This window comes from Pseudomonas sp. FSL R10-1339 (assembly GCF_009600545.1).
Taxonomy (GTDB): Bacteria; Pseudomonadota; Gammaproteobacteria; order Pseudomonadales; family Pseudomonadaceae; genus Aquipseudomonas; species Aquipseudomonas bubulae.
The window spans coordinates 1-15,349 of sequence record NZ_WIVQ01000050.1; the positions used below are offsets into that span (position 1 = coordinate 1).

The 15,349-nt window shown below is 55.5% G+C and carries 15 protein-coding genes and 3 pseudogenes; 5 read left to right on the forward strand and 13 right to left on the reverse strand.

Features of this window, described 5'->3' with window-relative positions:
- Both GHO03_RS15085 and GHO03_RS15090 read left to right on the forward strand, forming a co-directional pair.
- Window positions 1-249, forward strand: a 249-nt coding sequence (locus tag GHO03_RS15085) for a helix-turn-helix domain-containing protein (protein WP_153400147.1), incomplete at its 5' end; no start/stop codon positions are given.
- Between the two features lie 204 nt (window positions 250-453).
- Window positions 454-648 (forward strand): annotated as a pseudogene (locus GHO03_RS15090) (transposase); the annotation flags it as partial.
- Between the two features lie 103 nt (window positions 649-751).
- On the opposite strand, the gene GHO03_RS15095 reads toward GHO03_RS15090, so the two are convergent.
- The 5 genes from GHO03_RS15095 to GHO03_RS15115 all read right to left on the reverse strand — a co-directional run bounded on the left by GHO03_RS15095 (window position 752) and on the right by GHO03_RS15115 (window position 4,911).
- On the reverse strand, window positions 752-2,104 hold the full coding sequence (locus GHO03_RS15095) for a DUF3422 family protein (protein WP_047280115.1): 1,353 nt from the start codon (window positions 2,102-2,104) through the stop codon (window positions 752-754).
- 167 nt (window positions 2,105-2,271) lie between these two features.
- A complete protein-coding gene (locus GHO03_RS15100; RefSeq protein WP_047280114.1) occupies window positions 2,272-2,670 on the reverse strand; it encodes a VOC family protein in 399 nt (132 codons plus the stop codon).
- Window positions 2,671-2,713: 43 nt separating this feature from the next.
- A complete protein-coding gene (locus GHO03_RS15105; protein WP_003291553.1) occupies window positions 2,714-3,823 on the reverse strand; it encodes an S-(hydroxymethyl)glutathione dehydrogenase/class III alcohol dehydrogenase in 1,110 nt (369 codons plus the stop codon).
- A 59-nt stretch (window positions 3,824-3,882) separates the two neighbouring features.
- Window positions 3,883-4,107, reverse strand: a complete 225-nt coding sequence (locus GHO03_RS15110; protein ID WP_031633345.1) for a metal-sensing transcriptional repressor — start codon at window positions 4,105-4,107, stop codon at window positions 3,883-3,885.
- 60 nt (window positions 4,108-4,167) lie between these two features.
- Window positions 4,168-4,911: an SDR family oxidoreductase gene (locus GHO03_RS15115; RefSeq protein WP_031633346.1), complete on the reverse strand. Its 744-nt coding sequence runs from the start codon at window positions 4,909-4,911 to the stop codon at window positions 4,168-4,170.
- A gap of 144 nt (window positions 4,912-5,055) precedes the next feature.
- Here GHO03_RS15115 and GHO03_RS15120 point away from each other — a divergent pair, with 144 nt between their 5' ends.
- On the forward strand, window positions 5,056-5,970 hold the full coding sequence (locus GHO03_RS15120) for a LysR family transcriptional regulator (protein WP_023082113.1): 915 nt from the start codon (window positions 5,056-5,058) through the stop codon (window positions 5,968-5,970).
- Between the two features lie 183 nt (window positions 5,971-6,153).
- Here the strand turns inward: GHO03_RS15120 and GHO03_RS15125 are convergent, their stop codons facing one another.
- Entirely contained in the window at window positions 6,154-7,494 is a 1,341-nt protein-coding gene (locus GHO03_RS15125) for a DUF4209 domain-containing protein (RefSeq protein ID WP_082158117.1), read from the reverse strand.
- 100 nt (window positions 7,495-7,594) lie between these two features.
- The gene (locus GHO03_RS25565) at window positions 7,595-7,936 is read right to left on the reverse strand and encodes a hypothetical protein (RefSeq protein WP_094989779.1); all 342 of its coding nucleotides are present in this window, start codon (window positions 7,934-7,936) and stop codon (window positions 7,595-7,597) included.
- A gap of 348 nt (window positions 7,937-8,284) precedes the next feature.
- Here GHO03_RS25565 and GHO03_RS15130 point away from each other — a divergent pair.
- Window positions 8,285-9,421: pseudogene (locus GHO03_RS15130) on the forward strand (MFS transporter).
- A gap of 29 nt (window positions 9,422-9,450) precedes the next feature.
- Here the strand turns inward: GHO03_RS15130 and GHO03_RS15135 are convergent.
- From GHO03_RS15135 to GHO03_RS15160, 6 genes and pseudogenes are all read right to left on the reverse strand, one after another.
- On the reverse strand, window positions 9,451-9,918 hold the full coding sequence (locus GHO03_RS15135) for a DUF411 domain-containing protein (RefSeq protein ID WP_048389506.1): 468 nt from the start codon (window positions 9,916-9,918) through the stop codon (window positions 9,451-9,453).
- Window positions 9,908-10,701: pseudogene (locus tag GHO03_RS15140) on the reverse strand (c-type cytochrome). Before GHO03_RS15140 ends, GHO03_RS15135 begins: the two are co-directional and overlap by 11 nt.
- A gap of 9 nt (window positions 10,702-10,710) precedes the next feature.
- On the reverse strand, window positions 10,711-11,811 hold the full coding sequence (locus GHO03_RS15145; RefSeq protein WP_170939824.1) for a copper resistance protein B: 1,101 nt from the start codon (window positions 11,809-11,811) through the stop codon (window positions 10,711-10,713).
- Window positions 11,783-12,031 (reverse strand): hypothetical protein, encoded by a 249-nt coding sequence (locus GHO03_RS15150; RefSeq protein WP_034114909.1) that lies wholly within the window; start codon window positions 12,029-12,031, stop codon window positions 11,783-11,785. Before GHO03_RS15150 ends, GHO03_RS15145 begins: the two co-directional genes overlap by 29 nt.
- Before the next feature lie 12 nt (window positions 12,032-12,043).
- Window positions 12,044-13,906 carry a copper resistance system multicopper oxidase gene (locus GHO03_RS15155; protein ID WP_048389508.1) on the reverse strand — a complete coding sequence of 621 codons (1,863 nt, stop codon included), beginning with the start codon at window positions 13,904-13,906 and terminating at the stop codon, window positions 12,044-12,046.
- Window positions 13,907-14,124: 218 nt separating this feature from the next.
- Window positions 14,125-14,331 (reverse strand): co-regulatory protein PtrA N-terminal domain-containing protein, encoded by a 207-nt coding sequence (locus tag GHO03_RS15160; protein ID WP_034114927.1) that lies wholly within the window; start codon window positions 14,329-14,331, stop codon window positions 14,125-14,127.
- 398 nt (window positions 14,332-14,729) lie between these two features.
- Between GHO03_RS15160 and flgB the strand changes: the two genes are divergently transcribed.
- Window positions 14,730-15,143 carry a flagellar basal body rod protein FlgB gene (gene flgB, locus GHO03_RS15165; RefSeq protein ID WP_034114910.1) on the forward strand — a complete coding sequence of 138 codons (414 nt, stop codon included), beginning with the start codon at window positions 14,730-14,732 and terminating at the stop codon, window positions 15,141-15,143.
- Window positions 15,144-15,349: the final 206 nt, after the last annotated feature.

Sequence of the window (15,349 nt, forward strand, 5' to 3'; positions counted from 1 at the left end):
GAGGCGGCCAGCGCCGCGGGCACAAGCGAGCGCACCTTGGCGCGGCGGCTGCAAAGCGTTTTGGGCAAGACACCGCTGTCGTATTTCCAGGACCTGCGCGTGGAGCATGCCGTCCATCTCTTGCGCACCGGAAACGCCAGCGTCGATCAGGTCGCCGCACAGGTCGGGTATTCGGATGGGGCGACCCTGCGAGCCCTGTTGCGCCGCAAGCTGGGCCGGGGTGTCAGGGAGTTGCGACGCGGTGGATGACCAGAGGCGTTTGGTGTATGTACAGCTGGAGACCGCCGGGAAACTGACGCAGGCCAAACGGCGCATTTGGACCTGATAAAACTACTGCGCCACGTTATTTGAACTGGTTTGCTAGGGTCTGTTGCCATTTCGCGCTAACCCATTGATCTATAAGAGCAAGCCCGTATCGTTGAAGCTCTGACCCAACATCGATACGAGCTTGCAATGCCCCGATTACTGCTCAGCGATGAGCATTGGTCGAAGCTGCGGGAAATTCTGCTGCACAAGGCCATCTACAACAAGCGTGATCTACGAATGACCGTGGAGGGCATGCTGTACCGCATGCGCACGGGATGTCCCTGGAGAGACCTGCCCAAGGCGTTTGGCTACTGGAATAAGGTCTACAAACGCTTCAATGCAGGCCGCAGCGGTACAAGAGGATTCACCGAAAGAATTGCTTGGCATGTTGTTCTCCTCTGTTCAAACGGACGGCGCAGCTATCGCGCGCCAGGACGGCAGCTCGTCAGGAAGATTTCTCTTCCGCCGCCGTGTCGCTGTGGGCGTGTCTTATCCTGCGGACGATCCACCAGATCGTCAGCATCACCGCAGGTACCAGAACCGCCATCACCGGCGCCACGCTGTCGTGAACGATCGGAATGCCCTTGAGCAGGTAGCCGAGAAGACTCACGACGTAATAAGAAATTGCCGCGACCGACAGGCCTTCGACGGTTTGCTGAAGGCGCAATTGCAACTTGGCCCGGTTGTTCATCGAAGCCAGCAGATCGCGGTTCTGGCGTTCAAGTTCGACGTCGATCCACGAACGCAGCAACGCGATGGCTCGGGTCAGTTTGTCGGAGAGCTTGGCCTGGCGCTCCTTTACGGATTGGCACGTCCGCATGGCTGGAGCGATGCGACGCTGCAGGAAGTCCGCCCAGGTGCTGTATCCGGATACGGCCACTTCTGAAAGCGCAGCCAGCCTTTCCTCGACGATCTCGTAGTAGGCACGGCTGGCGCCGAAGCGATAGAGATTTGCCGCGACGCCAGCTTCCAGTTCGGCGGCCAGACCGGTCAATTCGGAAAGCAGCACGTCGCTATCGCGGCGTTCTACCAAACTCGTACACATCTCGTCAGTGATCGCTGCAAGGCGCGACTCCATGCGTCGCAGCTCCGACGTCATCGATCGCGTCAACGGCAGAGACAGCAACGCCAAGGTACGGTACGTCTCGATCTCCAATAGACGTTGAGCCAGCGCACCTGCCCGCGCCGGGGTCAAATCACGAGCAAGGATGAGGATCTGCGTCAGGCCATCCTCATCCTGTCGGAAGTCGGTCAAGATGGCGGCAGAGCCGTTCTCTACCAGCGAGTAGCACAGGCTGGCAGGATCGAAGCGATCAGCCTCCTTCTCCGTTTCTGGCATCCACGGAAGAAGTCTCAAGCGGATGCCGGATACGACCGGGCCCGGAGGAACAAATCCATGTTTGAAGGGATTTTCTCCGCAAGGCTCTCCCGTCTTGGAATCCAGCGAAGCGCACCAGAGATACGTAGAGAACTCGGTGTGCTTTTCACAGTGAAGGTCTCCCTCATCCCATGTCACGCCGTGTAGCGGCGTAGCGTGGTCGGGCTCGGCAACGCCGAAGCGATGAGATAACTCGCTCATCGCCATCTGATCCCTGGCCTGGTCGCCTTCGGTCATGAAAGAGAGCTGCAATATACCGCGGGGGGCCTGAAGCAACAGATGCGGGCGCGCATGCACTTCACCCACGGCTGCAGCACGATCGGCATAGGCCGGCATGCCGTACACGGTGGCGGTCGGGGTGGGTTGTACGGTCGTCGTATTGATATTGGCCGGCTCTTTCTTAACGACCTCATTTCTCATTGGTTGAAAAGCACGCTTCAAAACAAATGCCCGCAGCCATGCGTTTCACACATGGCTGCGGGCCGATCTTCATGAGCAGGCACCGCGTTACACAGTCCATCTAACAGGCTCGCCGTATAATAGAGGCTTGTGCTGACCCTGTCAGAACGCTCTCAGCTTCCTTGCTTTCAGACGAAGGTGTACGAGCAGACCTTGTTGCCCGCCGGATCACGCAGGTAGGCCGCATAGGCACCCGGCAGGTGACCACGTGCGCCAGGTTGGCCCTCGTCAGTGCCGCCTGCGGCAAGGCCGGCGGCGTGGAAGGCATCCACTTCAGCGGGAGTGGCGGCCGCAAAGCCGATCGTCACGCCGTTGCTGGAAGGCGCTTCACCATTGCCCGGGCGGGCGATGATGAAAGCCGGCTTTTCGCGACCGAAAAGTACCCATCCGTTGTTGAAAGGACCGAGGTTCTTGATGCCAAGAGCACCCAGAGCGGCGTCGAAGAACGCGACCGACTTCTGAAGGTCGGCAGCGCCGATAAAGATGTGCGAAAAGATGCCATCGCCAGAAATGACAGGAGTGGACATGATTAATTTCCTTGGTGGTTGGCGTTGAATGGGTAGTGGGCGGTCAGTAGTGGATCACCGTGCGAATCGACTTGCCTTCATGCATCAGGTCGAAGGCCTTGTTGATGTCGTCGAGGCCCATGGTGTGGGTGACGAACGGGGCGAGATCGATCTCGCCTTTCATTGCGTCCTCCACCATGCCGGGAAGTTGAGTGCGGCCCTTGACCCCGCCGAAAGCCGAGCCCTTCCAGGTGCGACCGGTGATCAACTGGAACGGGCGCGTCGAAATTTCCTTGCCTGCACCAGCCACGCCGATGACGATCGACTGGCCCCAGCCACGATGTGCTGCTTCCAGTGCCGAGCGCATCACGTTGACGTTGCCGATGCACTCGAAGGTGTGATCGACACCCCAACCGGTCATCTCGATGAGAACCTCGTGAATCGGCTTGTCGAAGTCCTTCGGGTTGAGGCATTCGGTCGCGCCGAAGGTACGAGCCAGCTCGAACTTCGCTGGATTGGTGTCGATGGCGATGATGCGACCTGCCTTGGCCTGGCGTGCCCCCTGAATCGCAGCGAGCCCGATGCCGCCGAGGCCGAAGATGGCCACAGAGTCACCCGGCTGAACCTTGGCCGTGTTGTGAACAGCGCCGATGCCGGTGGTCACACCGCAACCCAGCAGGCAGACATGCTCGGGATTGGCGTCCGGGTTGATCTTGGCCAGCGAGACTTCGGCCACCACAGTGTATTCGCTGAAGGTCGAGCAGCCCATGTAGTGGTAGATCGGCTGGCCGTTGTAGCTGAAGCGGGTGGTGCCATCGGGCATCACGCCCTTGCCCTGGGTGGCGCGCACCGCCACGCACAGGTTGGTCTTGCCGCTCTTGCAGAACAGGCACTCACCGCACTCGGCGGTGTACAGCGGGATCACGTGGTCACCCGGCTTGACCGAGGTCACGCCCTCGCCGACCTCGACCACGATGCCGGCGCCCTCATGGCCCAGCACCGCCGGGAACACGCCTTCCGGGTCCTCGCCCGACAGGGTGAAGGCGTCGGTATGGCAAACGCCGGTATTCGTGATCCTGACAAGCACCTCGCCCTTGCGCGGCGGCTCGACGTCGATCTCGACGATTTCCAGTGGCTTTCCAGGCCCGAAGGCAACTGCTGCACGTGATTTCATGATGTCGCTTCCTTTACTAGCTAACTAAATTTTCCCTCACCGAGGGCACCCTGGTGCCTCTACCGCAGGTAGGAGCGGACGATGGAGATGGTCTCGTCAATGGACTTGTTCTGCGAATCGCTCCTGATTTCGCTACTGGGAAACTCTTCCCGTAGATAGCTCTCCATAACCGTTGCCATCAATCCGTTGTCAGCCCCACTAACAGCTGCAAGCTGCTGAACAATAGCAGGGCATTCAGCACCTACATCGAGCGCTTGCTTCTTTTCTTCCGGGCCATGTGGCACTCACCGCTTTTCACTCCAGATAAGCGGGGCCTGACGCCGAAGAGACAGGCCCTCAACTCATTAGAATTCCTGCACGGTTGGGCGCAGAACGATCTCGTTAATATCCACGTCAGCAGGCTGCTCAATTGCGAAGGCGATAGCTCGAGCGACCGATTCGGCGGGAATTGCATGCTTGTAGAAGTCCACCACGAAATCGCGGCTCTGTTGGTGGGTGCTGCCGAATTTCAGTTCGGAGTCCACGGCGCCCGGTTCGATAGTCGTGGTGCGGATGCTGCCACCGACTTCGTGACGCAGTCCTTCGGAGATAGCCCGCACAGCAAACTTGGTGCCGCTGTACACGGTGCCACCTGGGCTGAACACCTTCAGGCCTGCAACCGATGCGATGTTGATGAAGTGACCACTGTTTTGTTTCTGGAAGACTGGCAATGCAGCCGCGACTCCGTACAGCAGACCCTTGATGTTGATATCGATCATGCGATCCCACTCGTCAGTGCGAGTATCGCTGAGCGGTGCAATCGCCATCAGTCCGGCATTGTTGATCAGTACATCAATGCGACCGTAGGTGTCCACGGCACCTTGAATGAGCGTTTTGACCTCTTCCTGAGAGGTAACATCGGTCTGATACGCGATTGCCTGACCACCTGCATTGGTCAGCTCAGCCACCAATGCGTCGAGTTTATCTTTGCGACGTGCAGCCAGCACTACGCGAGCGCCAAGCGCAGCAAGGTGGCGTGCAGTAACCTCACCCAGGCCGCTACTGGCACCGGTGATAACGACAACTTTTCCAGAAATGTTATTGCTCATGCTGAGAACCTCATCGGCGGGTTTGTACTTCGCCATGGCTGGTTAACCTGGCAGTGCGCAAACTTTAGACCCATGATTGATCTCAATAAATGGAAATGATTGGATTATGCTATTCCTGAAAATGGAATAAATGGGAGGGGCAACATGCTTAACCGCATGGAGATGGTTAGGATTTTTTGCACAGCAGCAGAGGCAGGTAGCTTCCGCGAAGCGGCAACTCGATTAGGCATCTCCCCACAAGGCGTGACTCGAGCCATTCAAGCCCTGGAAACTGAGCTTGGCGAATCACTGTTCCACCGCAATACCCGCCAGGTGAGCATCACTGCTTTCGGTCAGGATTACGCCAAAGATGCCAGGTCAGCTCTGGATCATTTCGATACGCTATTCCGGTCGCACAGGACGGAGCCTGAGCTGTCAGGTAGGGTGGGGATTACGGCTCCACATGCTATTGGCAGGCGCTTCCTAATACCGTTTCTTCAGCCCCTGGCCGCTGCACATCCTGACCTGCAATTCGATCTCCGCTTGGAAGATCAGATGACTGATGCCGTTGAAGCGCATATCGATATTGGTATCCGGGTGGGGGTTATTCGCGACCGGCGCTACGTTGCACGTGCCTTAGCTCCCGTGCCGTTTTACGTTGTCGCGTGCCCGTCTCTCATAGGCCAAAAGACACCACCTAAATCTTTGGATGCCTTAGCTAAGCTGCCACTTTCAGTCCTGATCGACCGGAAAAATGGCCGCCCTTGGCCTTGGCTATTTGCCGACGGGCAAACGTTCGCGCCCAGGCAGCCAGCGCTTATCTGTGATGATCCAGATACGGAATTGGAAGCCACCCTGGCAGGCATGTGTTTTGGCCAAATTCCTGCCTATCTGGCTGAGCCTCATCTGCGGTCAGGAAAGCTGGTTGCCGTTTTGGCTGATCACGCTCCAGCACCATGGGATCTGTTCATATACCGCCCGCAGCAGGGTCCTGTATCGAAGCGGGTGCGATTGGTGTACGACCACCTTAAGCAGGCTTTCTCAAACCCCAAGCTATTTCCCCAGGGCCTGGGGACATAGCTTGAATACCTGCCAGCAATCGTCCGCTTTTGGCCGTCCTCTGCCGGTGTCCGCTACCGCAAATTTTGGTCAAGTCGAATGCAAACGGCTGGTCATATCCCATGCAAACGAGTGGTCAGTAGCAATGCAAATGAGTGGTCAAGTGGGGCGCAATTTCCCACGTTCAGCAAGCGCTGACATTGGCTAGAGTGAAGCACGTTCTAGCTGCGGGGCGACATGTGTGCTCCAACACCGCTGCAGCGGCAAGCACATCAGGTAGTACATGAGCCAGCACGCGTAGATGCTGGAATGCAGGTAGCAGGCACCAGATGCTAGCTTGCCGTGTGCTATTTCGTGGCGCAGGCACGGGCCGCCTTTGAGATTGAACAGCAAGTCAATCGTGTAGATCAGGTCAATGCCGAAAACCGACTCTAACTGTTCTCGTCGGTTACTCAGCAGCCCACTGAGCGACCGGTCTTCTTGCAGCAATTCTTCGTCCAGTTTCGATGTATCGATTCCAGCGTCACTGAGCACATGGCGTAGCGAGTTTTCGAGCTGTGGGAAAAGCAGATGGCAGGCGGACACCATGTCGCCCTGAAGGAAGCGCGCGAGGCCCAGGGCATAAATGTGCTCGTACCCTGACGGCACGAATGGGCTAGCTGACACGATGGCCATCAGGTGTCCATCGTCGACAGCAAATTTGGTCATGAGGTTTTGGGTGGCCGGCTTTACTCGGCTTTCAACCCATATTTGGTACTGGATGTCCAAGTAGCGAAGGCTCTCATGGTCATACCATTCAGGTGGGGGCGTGTCGTCGATATTGATGGCCGGTGCTTGTGTGACGACCCGGCCTAGGCCGTCGGTGTAGATCTGTCCGTTGAAGAGGTCGGACAGGAGTGAGTTGCTACGGTTACGGATGATGTCCGTGTGCAGCGCCATTTTCTCCGGTACATCACAGATCCGGGCAAATGTGTAGAAAAATTCTGGAAGCGTCAGATCCTTGAAGACATTGATGGTGCCTTGGCGCTCCTCGCTCAAATCCATCGGGATCTGGAAGGAAGAGAATTCGTGAGCAGCCTGCGCTTGCAGCTCCAGCAACTCGGCCTTCAACGTTTCCAGTTCTGCTTGCATGCCTGGAATAGCGCGAAGCTCCCGTATGGCATCCCGCGTCCAGCTGGCTCTGGTCATGAAGCTGTCGACGCCTTCTCGCATCCTGAGCGTTTGCTCGATCGACTTTAACTTGCAGCGCTTGAAGCCTGCGGGATCTTTGGACTGATGATGGGCGAGGGCGGCAAGCTCCCACACGACTTTGACGGCCATGGCGTAGTCGCTGGTAGCGGTTGCGTTTGCCGACCTCTCCGCATCCTGTGCAACTTGCGCCCATTCGATCAGGTTGAAGGACTGGCCTAGCGATGGTGCATTGTTTTCAGCAAGGCGCAAGGCTTCGTCGAGTGTCAGGGGGGCAGCAAGGCTTGGCAATGCCAGCACGCTTGCCGCCAGGGCAGCCACGAGGGGCCAACCGGTGCAGTAGCACTTGGGATTCATGTTCACGATTCCTGTGATGATCCACTGCGCGTGTATTGGGCTCGCGCGCAGATATGCCATCCCGCGCCAGGGCGGGATGAGGCTCAGTGGGGTACAGGAATCAAGCGCGAGGCGGTCGCCACACCCCGGAGGGAGCCTGAGTAGGCAGGGAGTCGCTGAAGATTGTTAGTATCTGCGGCCTGGACAAACGGGTGGCAGGTTTCCCAAGCGACACTTGTAGCAGACTGGCGCTCCTGCATTCCTGGCCGGGCTTGCAGGTTTTGCCGTGATCGGTGGAGCTGCTCATCTCGTGACAGCAGTCCTGGTTCATGTCACCCATCATGGTCATGCCCGTCGTTTTAATCGGGCAAGGTTCTGTCGGTGACTGAATGCCCGCCATCCCGCTCAGGGGAAGCGCCAAGCTAATCAGAAAAATAAGGCAAAACCGCAGGTAGCGTTTCATTGAGGGAGTCTAGTCGCTGGTGACGGGCTATACCATTACGAATCTGTCAGGTAGAACCAGCAGCAACGGCTGCCTTAATTTAGCGGCCTATCTATACGCATGCTGATAAGTCAGGCTTCGTAAATGATTGTCTCGTGAGTCGGTAATGCCACGATAAGGATCACCGCAATGGGTAGAACCAGTGGACCGTGCCGAGAACAGCGCTCAACAACAGATAGATACCCGCCAAACACCTAGTATCCTACCGCCTATAAGTTTGTTGAGCAGATAGCTCAATATGAGCTCGCCGCAACAGAATCACTGGACGCTGTAGATACACTTGCGGACGACAGCCAAGGAAACTGGAATATGTCCGAGACAATAGCTACACGTAGCATTCCCCGTACGGTCTGGGCGCTAGGTTTCGTCAGCCTGTTCATGGACTTGCCTTCAGAAATGGTTCATAGCTTGCTGCCGATGTTTCTGGTGGGTTCTCTAGGCGTCAGCATGATCACCCTGGGTCTGATCGAGGGTATTGCGGAGGCGACGGCCCTTATAGTGAAAGTATTTTCAGGTGCGATCAGCGGCTACTTCGGTCGACGCAAAGGCTTGCTGCTGGTTGGCTAGGGTCTTGCGGCACTCACCAAGCCGCTCTTTCCATTGGCTCACTCTGCAGAAATGGTGTTCACCGCACGCTTTCTGGATCGGATCGGCAAAGGTATTCCCGGCGCTCCACGTGATGCCCAGGTCGCTGATGTATCGCCACAGCATATCCGTCGCTTGCTTCGGCTTACGTCAATCCATGGATACGATAGGGGCCTTCCTCGGGCCAGCAGTAGCCATCCGCCTGATGTATGCCTTCAGTGAAAACATTCCACTGGTGTTATGGATCGCGGTGAGACCGGCGTTGGTAGCAGTCAGTCTGATTTTTATTGGCGTCGATGAGTCCGAACACGAGCATTCAGCTCAGCGCTTTCGTTCACCCTGGCACGTTTTAGTGAGGACTTCCTGGTCTTGCGCGCTCAGCAAGCAGGGTTGTCTGCAACCTGGGTGCCGATAGTAATGGTGGTGATGGCCTTGTTCTACACACTCTCGGCCTACCCTGTGGGGAAGCTCTCTGACCGTGTAAGTCGCACAAGTCTCCTCAGGGTCGGGTTGATGTTGCTGATCTTGTCCGATCTGGTTCTAGCCAGTGCCGAGTCCGTCTCAATGTTGATACTCGGCGTCGTCCTATGGGGACTTCATATGGGATTTAATCAGGGGCTACTGGCTGCGCTTGTCGCTGACACGACACCGGCAGAATTGAAATGAACCGCTTTCAGGATTTTCAACCTGGTGAGTGGTGTATCCATGTTGCTGGCAAGCGGGATTGCGGGGTTACTTTGGCAAACGTATGGCTCAGCAATGACATTTTATGCCAGCGCGGTTTTTTCTGCGATAGCGCCCATACTGCTGATAGCACAACGTAGCAAGAGCACACATCGCTTGCATGATCACGGGCAGTGATCATGCAAGAATCAAGGAAAGTTTGAAACTTAGTTTGCCAGGTACTCGGCAATCACTTGGTCAGTACCTGCTTTGCTCAGGCCGATGACCTGATAAACATCCTGCTTCCCACCGACCTCCATGCCAGGCGAGCCTGCCGGCATGCCCGGCACAGCTATCCCGATAAGGTCGTCGCGTTTGCTCAAAGCAACTATTTGCTCGGCAGGCACGTGGCCTTCAACAAACTTGCCGTTGATCACCGCGGTGTGGCATGACGAGAGACGCGGGGCAACACCCAGGCCCTGCTTGACCGCGCTCATGTTGGTTTCTACATGATCAACGACGGTGAAGCCGTTAGCTTCAAGGTGCTGCATCCACTTCTTGCAGCATCCACAGTTAGCGTCACGATGGACGTCGATCGTCAGCGATTCTGCTGCATGACCAGCGGAACTGATAAACAGAGCCGCGAATGCAGCGAGGCGAAGTGCCCGGCCAGGACGAAGAAAGTTATTTCGCATGGGTCTGCTCCTTCCCATCAGCATGGGTATGAGTTTTTGGCTGATCCGCAGGAGCATCTGCACCCTCAGTATGAGCATGCTCAGTACTTTCATCCTGAGAGGGTGCTGCGTCTTCATCATGAAGATGCGCACTATTTTTGTCGTCATGATGATCGTCGGACTCAGCTACTTCTTCAGCTCCGCCTGCATCATGATGTCCAGCGGCAGCCTCTTTTTGACCGTCATGCTGTCCTTCATGGTTATGCATTTTGGTCTCGCCGCCACCGTGTTGGTGGCCATCGCTGCTTGCTGTCAGGGCCTTATATTGCTCTGCATCCAAGGTGGGAAGCTGCTGAAGAAAAGCAACCATCCCCCAGATGTAGGGGTCGGCCATGCTTTTGCCCCAGGCTGGCATGCCTGTGGACTTGATACCGTGCTTGATGATCCAGAAGGCGGCGGCTGGATTTCCATCAACGCCCAGTTTTGAAAGATTTGGAGGTGCCGGGTAAAGGCTTTTACTCAACTCGGTTCCAGCGACACTCGGAGCCAGGTGGCAGCCAATGCACATTGAGTTGTAATTGCCTGCACCTGCACGAATGAGAGCTTCATCGCTTAGGTCGGGGACTTTAATGTCGCGTGAACGCACTGCAATCGAGCGATCCCGAGCAGTGGACAGAAGTGCGTAAACGGGATCGGAGTGGGGTTCATCGGCCCCAACGTTGAACACACCAAAATGCACGACGCCGGTCCCCATGATGACTGCACCACACCGGCAGCAGCCAACGTTTTTATTGTTCTTTTCATATAAGGTTCTCAAAACCACATCCGAACACCTACGACAAATCGCGCTTCGTTCGTATCCTCTCCTTCATCGCTAGCGAGGTCTGCGGTCTTGCCATAGGAGCGACTCCAGGTAACGCCGATGTAGGGGGCAAACTCGCGGACAAGCTCGTAGCGCAACCGCAAGCCTACTTCGGTATTGGCCAAACCAGAACCAATGCCGCGTTGCGGGTCGTTTTTCCCGTAAAAGTTCATTTCGGCTGTAGGCTGCAAGATCAAGCGATTGGTAAGCAGAATGTCATAATCGCCCTCTAACCGAGCCGCAGTCTGCCCGTTCTCACCAATGAATGCGGTGGCTTCCGCTTCAAAGTTGTAGAGAGCCATCCCTTGGATACCAAAAGCGCCCCAAGTCTGTGGCGAGCCTGGTTTAAAATCTTGACGCACCCCGGTAACAACGTCCCACCACGGACTGATCGAGTGCCCCCACAGTGCTGTGAGTTCGGCGCTCTCGGTTACACCGTTGGTACGTTCACCTTCCGAACGCAACCACAGACGATCAACGTCCCCACCGATCCATCCCGTTGCGTCCCAGCTCAGGGCACTGCCGTTGTCAGCGTCCTGATACTCGAACTGATCGAGGAGAAAGAACGTGTTGAGGCTTTTGTCAGAGAGGCCATGACCAGCCACCGGAGGAAAGGCGGCTTCACGATCAGCGTCGGTCAGTACCGGAATAGGGGTTCGGCTCGTGGTAGTCGCCCTTGCATCCATACTCATTTTGCTGTGGTCCATGCCTTCCATCTGGCCTTGATCCATTTGCCCATGATTCATTTTGCTATGGTCCATCGGCTTTTCTTGGCCTTGGCCCATGTTCATTTTGCTGTGGTCCATAGGCTCCATCGAACCATGATCCATCTTGGAATGGTCCATCTGGCTGTCTTTGGCGGGGATCGACTTTTGAACCGCCGAGGGTTTCGAGTCCGAACTCGAGGGCATGGTCATCGACGGATCCATTGCCTCAGCGGCGCTCGCCAAGCCAAAAAAAGCGGGGCTGACGGAGACGGTCAGCGCCATCAGAGTTGGGCGTAAAAACTTACTGGTCATGATCTCAATCTGCCTTTTTGGTATTTTGGTCATAATCCATCGACTCATGGCTCATCTTGCTGTGATCCATTGGCCCGTGATCCGGTTTGGACTCGCTTGCCGTGGTTGCCGGTTTGTCCGTTGAGATCGCAGGAGTCGCGTGGGAATGCTCGCCACTATCGTCCCCTGCCAGCGCCATGAGAGGGATAGTGCCCAACAGGCCAATGGCAAAGGCGCAACCCATCAGCGATTTACGATTTAGGTATGTGCTCATAACCCGTCTCCCTTACTCATCAACCCGTACTTCACGGAACATGCCCATTTCCATATGGAATAGCAGGTGGCAGTGATAGGCCCAGCGACCTAACGCATCAGCGGTGACTCGATAGCTGCGTTTGGTTCCTGGTGGCATGTCGATCGTGTGTTTGCGCACCATGAATTTCCCGTTCTCATCCTCAAGGTCACTCCACATACCGTGGAGGTGGATGGGGTGAGTCATCATGGTGTCGTTCACCAGCGTAATGCGCAGGCGCTCGCCATACTTGAGGCGCAATGGTTCGGCGTCAGAGAATTTGATGCCGTTGAATGACCAGGCGAACTTTTCCATATGACCGGTCAGGTGCAGCTCAATGGTGCGATTGGGCTCGCGGCCATCCGGATCCTGGAAAGTGCTCTTAAGGTCAGAGTAGGTAAGCACGCGACGGCCATTGTTGCGCAAGCCAATACCCGGATCGTTGAGCTTCGGAGTAGGGGTCATGGCTTGCATGTCAACCAGGGGGTTATTGGTTTCGGAGGCGGGGTGAGTCTGCATCTCTCCACCCATGCCGCCCATACCTGCCATACCGGACATGTCACCCTGGTCCATACCGGCCATATTGCTGTGGTCCATACCGGTCATATTGGACATGTCATCCTGGCCCATGTCGGTCATTTTGCTGTGATCCATGCCGGCCATACCGGACATGCCACCTTGCTTCGTAGCGCCGCCATCCATGCCCGCCATGCTGCCATGGTCCATACCGGCCATACCGCCCATCCCCATGTCATCCATGGTCACAAGAGGGCGAGGATCAATCGCCGGTATCGGCGCCTTCAATCCTTCGCGCACGGCCAAGGTTCCGCGCGCGTAACCGGTTCGATCCATGGACTGGGCAAAAATGGTGTACGCCTCTTGACTGGCAGGCTCGACGATCACGTCATAGGTTTCTGCCACGGCGATGCGGAATTCGTCGACGCTGACCGGGTTGACGTGCTGGCCGTCGGCGGCCACAACGGTCATTTTCAAGCCTGGGATACGGACGTCGAAATAGCTCATACCCGAGCCGTTAATGAAGCGTAGGCGCAGCTTCTCTCCCGGCTTAAAAATACCTGTCCAGTTACCGTTGGGGGCTTGGCCGTTCATGAGGTAGGTGTAAGTATCCCCACTGACGTCCGCGAGATCGGTGGGGTTCATTTTCATTTCGGCCCACATCTTCCGATCCGCCACTGTCGCGGACCAGCCTTTCTCGCTGACATCGTCGATGAAGTCGCCCACGGTACGCTTGTGGTGGTTGTAGTAGTCCGATTGTTTCTTGAGCTTGGCCATGACGCGAGCAGGATCTTCATCGGTCCAGTCGGTCAGCATCACCACGTAATCGCGGTTGTACTGAAAAGGCTCCGGCTCTTTTGAATCGATCACGATGGGGCCATATACGCCAGCTTGTTCCTGAAAGCCCGAGTGGCTGTGGTACCAGTACGTACCGTTCTGATGCACCTTGAATTTATACTCGTACATGCCATCGGGGGCGATGCCGTGGAAACTCAAGCCCGGCACTCCATCCATGTTGGCCGGCAAGATGATCCCGTGCCAATGGATTGAAGTGTCCTGATCCAGGCGGTTTTTTACCCGCAGCGTGACCGTTTCCCCTTCGCGCCAGCGCAGCAATGGTCCCGGCAAGGAGCCATTGATGGTCATGGCCGTGCGTGGCGAGCCGGTGATGTTTACCGGGGTTTCACCAATAAACAGATCAAATTCGTTGCCGGTGAGTACGCTCGGCAGACCAGGACTGGTCACTGCCCATACAGGAGTGCGCCAAAGGCCAAAGCCGCCGAGAATGCCACCAGCGGCCAAGCCTTTAACGAATGTCCGCCTAGAGGTTTTGGAATGCATGCCGTTTATATCCAGTCAGTCGAAAGGGAAACCGTGCGAAACACGCTGTGGATTGTGCTTATAGGTTAGCGGGCTCTCAGGAGCTCGTCTCGAATATCTATGAACCTTGCCCGCCGCCGCAAATGATTAAACTCATACGGCAGGCGAGCTCAGAAATTGCCACATTTTAACCACCGAGGTGATTACATTTCTGTCAGCTTGGGAGTGCATCGAGCCGTTCAATATTTGGCTTGGTCGACAGCGTTGGCTTTGCTCTCGGCTACTGGGGGTTGAGTGCCTTGCTTTTGGGCAATTTGGTACGCGTCCATTGACCTCTTCATTGCAGCCTCCATGCGCGCGAACGTCCGGTCACCGCCACCTTCGGCCATCGCCAGAGAAGAGACGGTCAAAGCGGCTATGACAAACAGGGTTTTAATGGATTTCATGGGGGTATCCTCGAATAAGTTTTGGTCATCCCGTTGAATCCACATTGAAAAATGATTCTTGGGGCTGAGCTCAAGGCTCGATATAACTTTAGGACTCATCCCCTGTCAGAAACCTTAGGTGAATATTACAGTTGTGTCAGGCTGCCACTTTTCTCTTGAATAGCAGGCGGATTAATTCGTAAGCTCTCACTCATCCAAGCAACACTGCATCGTATTTAACCGATTAAAATTTATATATGACAATTTTGTAAGCTTCCCGTCATTTTTAAAGAGATTCGACGGTTTTTGAACAGCTGAACAGGATCTGAAATTCGCCGACGCTGATGCATTGTATTTAACCTTGAGTGTTCGATATGCGTATTGCGTCGTGATTGGTAGTTCCACAAAGGTGATTAGGTGTGAGTATTAGTTTTGAAAAAGCCGTTGGTTCTGCGGAAAGAGCGTTAATTTATCGCAGCCAAAGAGCGGAGGTGCTGAGCAATAATATAGCTAACGCCGATACGCCAAATTTCAAGGCCCGCGACTTGGACTTTCCTGCCTTGCTTGCAAGCCAGTCAAAACAAATGACGGATGCTCAGTTTTCTTTACAAACAACAAACCTAAAGCACATTGCTGGGAACGGATCAGCAGCCGAAATTGATGAGAGAGCTTTACTTTACAGAATTCCAAATCAACCGTCCCTAGACCAAAATACCGTGGATCAGCAAGTCGAGCTTGCGAAGTATACGGAAAATGAAATTCATTTCGAGGCAGCGTTCACCCGACTCAATGGTTCATTTAAAGGCCTGATTAAGGCTCTTCGTGGGGAGTAACTGCCAAAAAATAAGTACCCGAATTATAGAATAGGCCGGTTATCTCTGCCTTGGTTGCCCTAAACTCAATGTCAGCAGACTTCGACCCATTGCCTACCACATTATGCACATTGAACCATTGAGGCTGGCTGGATAGGTACTGAAGCTATTAGGGGTTCGGGGAGCAATGGAACAGTAAACGCACTTAAGCCCAGTACCTGCCCGCA